The organism is Stenotrophomonas sp. STEN063 (genome assembly GCF_056854515.1).
Genome location: NZ_JBXFWF010000123.1, coordinates 1 through 3,110, shown reverse-complemented (window position 1 = coordinate 3,110; position 3,110 = coordinate 1). Strand labels below are relative to the sequence as shown.

The window sequence follows — 3,110 nt, the reverse complement described above, 5'->3', positions numbered from 1 at the left end:
GCGGGGGGGGGGGGGGTGGCGCGCGACGCCGCCCCGCCCTCCGCCCCGCCCCCCCCCCCGGGGGGGTGGGGGGGGGGGGGGGGGGGGCGCTCTTCGCTTTATCGCACCAGCAAGCAGAGTCGACCGCGCTTTCTCACGCCCGCAATCAAAGCGTGCGGCTGATGGTGAAACTGCCGAATACCGGCGTCTCTTTCTGGCCGTCGAATTCGCGGGTGCGGTGGTAACGCGCCAGCGCGAATTTCCACTTGCCACGCATCACTGCAACGCCATAGCCGATGTCGCCGACAAACGGACGCTTGTCCACGCTGTGGCTATTGCGGAAGGTGTTGCCATCCAGGGTGATGTCGCGCAGTACCCAACGCGCGTCGCTGGTGACGAACAGATGGCTGGACCAGCCTTCTGCACGGCCGCGGCGGGTGGGTGCGGTGTTCTCACCGGCGGGGCGCATCGGTGAGCTGCCGAAGTCGTCAGGCAGCTTCCAGCCGAAACGTACTTCGCCACCAACATTGGCATACGTAGCCAGGTTGCCGATGGCGCCACCCCAATGGCTGATCGCGTCCCAGCCCCAGCCGCTCGCGTTACCTTCGGCAGGCCAGCGTTGCATACGCTCATGCAAGAGTTTGAACACCGGTTCGTCATGCAACTGGTTGTCCCAGCCCATGAACTTCTCATCGCCAAGAACGCTGTGCACGGCATCCTGCACCTGCTTTCCCTGCGCGGAGGGGCCAACCATCCCCAGCGCCAACTGGGTGGTGCGCAGGTGGTTGCCGTTACGCGCGTTGTAGCCGAAGTTGACCATCAACACCGCTGCATACGGGCGGTCATCCTCGATCAGGTCGCTACGGGTGTTGTCGGTCGGTGTGTACAGGCCCTGGCCGAAACTGAAAATCATGTTCTGCTGCTGGAATTCACCAGGATGCAGGCGTTCCAGATGACGATTCATCCAGCGCGCAAGGCGCGGCAGGCAGGGGTCATCGGTGTAGTCCTGCAGGTTCGGCGACACCAGCGTGAACATCGCGCCATTGGTGTATCCCTGATCCTGCTGTGCACCGCCGAGCAAGTCATTGTCGACGCGGAAATTGATCGCTGGCGGGTGGTCGCTCAAGGCGCTTTGTGCGCATTGTTGCGCTGCCCAAGCGGGGGTGATTGCAAGGCTGCCTGCCATCAGCAACAGCAGTCTGGTGCCTTTCTTCATGTACGGACTCCTCGCCGGCAGAGTGACATGCAGCTTAGTGATCCGTTGTGGGTCGGCATATCGCTATCGAGCGGACAGATTGTTGTGGGTGTGACGATGGATTTCCGCGCGTGGATGCGCGCACCAGACGAGGTGGGTGGTCTTGGCTGGAGGGCGTTTCGTATGCATGCGCGCGGCGCAGTTCAACTGCGCTCGTCATTGTCGCCGCTTTCCTGGTCTGGCTTTCGTCGGTCTGGCGGGATGGAGGTTTTCCCAGATGAGACAGTCATTGTGTGGCTGACATGTTGTTGGTGGGCGTTTGCGGTGGTGGCAGGGTTCTGCTGCGCAAACAAGCCGGATCGTGGCTGTCGTTGAGGCCGCCAGCCCTGTCTTCAGTCGATACCCCTCGGAGCTTCCCTGGTCCCGCCCAGCCCAGCGGTTCACGCGGTTAGGTGTGCTCTGGCCTGAATAGGGGGTAGGCCCGTGATCTCCACGCAGGAGGAGGCTCTGGCAGCAGGCGATGCGGCATGGCCTCCGCATTGGACGTGGAATGGGCCGGAGGTGGTCGATGCCTTCTGGCCGTCTTTTTGCGGGGAGATGTGACGCGACAGAGGCAGTTTCAGTGCATATAAAGGGAGCCGCCTCACAAAAACGTCATGCATCCTGACGTCGGTCTGGGTTAGGATTCCGGCGGACCGGACCGTGCTCGTCTGCTAGGTAACATCAGGGACAGAGTCTTACCGCAAGGTCTCTAAGCCAATGGAACGCACCTCGTAAGGTGCAGGTTAATGGGGAAGTATCAGATGCGTAACGTTTTTTCGCCGCTCACTGCAGCGGTCATCACTCTGGGTATTGCTGCGGCTGTCAGCAGCCAGCCGGCCCAGGCAGCATTCAAGGCCAAGGGTACCCAGGCGCAGGAACAGCGCCAGCAGGCCGCCGCACAGATTCCAACCTGCCAGCGTCCGATCGGCACCTTGTCGGTGATCGAGCCGGAAGACTCCACCCATTGGTGGACTGGCCAGCAGCTGCCGGCGCCGTCGCGCCTGATCAAGGCCTTCGTCAGCCGTTCGCGCTGTTTCACCCTGGTGGACCGTGGTGCCGGCATGGCCGCGGGCCAGTTCGAGCGTGAACTGGCAGCCAGTGGTGACCTGCGTGGTCGTTCCAACGTCGGCAAGGGCCAGATCAAGGCCGCTGACTACGTGATGATCCCGGACCTGATCTCGCAGAACAGCAATGCCGGTGGCAATGCCATTGGTGGTTTGCTGGGTGGCCTGATCGGCGGCCGCGCCGGTGCGTTGGTGGGTGGCTTGAACTTCACCAGCAAGACCGCCGACGTGGTGCTGACCGTGACCGACGTGCGTTCGTCGGAGCAGGTCGCCATCTCCGAAGGTTCGGCGCGCAAGAGCGACATGGGCTTCGGTGCCAGCGGTGGCCTGTTCGGCGGCAGCGGCCTAGGCGCCGCGGGCGTTGGCGGTTACGCCAACACCGAAATCGGCCAGGTGATCACCATGGCCTACCTGCAGGCCTACACCGACATCATCGCCCAGCTGGGTGGTTTGCCGAATAACGCCTCTGCCGCCAACGCGCAGCAGGCGGTGACGGTGACCCGTGCCGGTCGCCTGCTGGCCAATGCCCGCGGTACCGGCGCGCCGGTGCGCACCCTGGAAGCTGGGATGATGCTGTACCCGACCGGCACCAAGGAGGGCGTGATGTGGGAAGTCGAGGATGAACTGGGCAACCGCGGTTGGGTGTCGTCCACCCTGCTGCAGCTGTCCAAGTAAGCCTGGGTTTACCCCGCAGAAGGGCCGCGCAAGCGGCCCTTCTGGTTTCTAGGGTGTAGTGGGGGGGGGGGGGGGGCGGGGGGCCGGGGGGGCCGGCGGGGCGGGGGGAGGGGGGGAGGGGGGGGGGGGGGGGGAGGGGGAGGCGCGGGGCCAGC

2 protein-coding genes are annotated in these 3,110 nt (G+C 64.2%); one reads left to right on the top strand and one right to left on the bottom strand.

The genetic code is table 11. The features are described from left to right. Window positions 1-145: 145 nt before the first annotated feature. Window positions 146-1,195 (bottom strand): lipid A deacylase LpxR family protein, encoded by a 1,050-nt coding sequence (locus AC1VWL_RS19190; protein WP_296250950.1) that lies wholly within the window; start codon window positions 1,193-1,195, stop codon window positions 146-148. 782 nt (window positions 1,196-1,977) lie between these two features. Between AC1VWL_RS19190 and AC1VWL_RS19185 the strand changes: the two genes are divergently transcribed. After that, window positions 1,978-2,955: a CsgG/HfaB family protein gene (locus AC1VWL_RS19185; protein ID WP_482987742.1), complete on the top strand. Its 978-nt coding sequence runs from the start codon at window positions 1,978-1,980 to the stop codon at window positions 2,953-2,955. The last annotated feature ends 155 nt before the right edge of the window (window positions 2,956-3,110 follow it).

Bases quoted from the DNA above. Each gene is read 5' to 3' on its own strand.
- AC1VWL_RS19185 (WP_482987742.1), top strand. From the start codon at position 1,978: ATGCGTAACGTTTTTTCGCCGCTCACTGCAGCGGTCATCACTCTGGGT.
- AC1VWL_RS19190 (WP_296250950.1), bottom strand. From the start codon at position 1,195: ATGAAGAAAGGCACCAGACTGCTGTTGCTGATGGCAGGCAGCCTTGCA.